The 627-nt window shown below is 56.5% G+C and carries 1 pseudogene; it reads left to right on the forward strand.

The features are described from left to right. Positions 1–16: 16 nt before the first annotated feature. Positions 17–627, forward strand: a pseudogene (locus ABR397_RS23090) (T6SS effector BTH_I2691 family protein); the annotation flags it as partial.

Here is a 627-nt window from a genome sequence, read left to right on the forward strand (position 1 = left end):
CGCGCGGGAAAAGCGGATGCAGTGCGTGAAATCCTGGCAATGGCGAGGGGTGCCGGAAGGGGAGGGGATCAGCGAGGTCACGGCAGATACCCTGAATACGGTGATGGATTACCACCCGGTGGATATGTATTGCCCCACCTACCTTCTGCCTCACAACCCTACAGCGGCCCGTATCAGCCGGACAATGGAAGAGGCGCCCTACTATGCGTTTACGCCTAACGCGGTTGGCCCGCAGGGCACCCTCTATCCGTGGAGCAAAAATCGGGCCGGGAGTGCGGACGCCACGGTCAGAGCCATGCAAAGACGGGGAGCGGCAGCGGATGGTTCGCCGGTCTCACCGGTATTGCTGGCTTTGCACGATCCGATTGGTATTGCTCATGAACTGGCCGGGTGGAGTGATGATATCGCCGGCGAGCACGCTACTTGGTTGAAGGAGCTGTCGATTGAGTTTATGACCGACAGTTCACTCAATGGGGCGGAGAATCAATTGCGTCAAATGAAAGCCGCGGATGTGCAAGGGCGGATTGATAAAGCTCTTGAAGTCACTAAGCAGAAGGAGTATGGGGTTTTTTCTGATCAGCAGAAGGCTAAGCTCAGAGAGAATGTGACTCGTATCATGGTGGAAGC

The sequence above is a fragment of the Photorhabdus viridis genome, from assembly GCF_040256935.1.
In the GTDB taxonomy this organism is placed as follows: domain Bacteria; phylum Pseudomonadota; class Gammaproteobacteria; order Enterobacterales; family Enterobacteriaceae; genus Photorhabdus; species Photorhabdus viridis.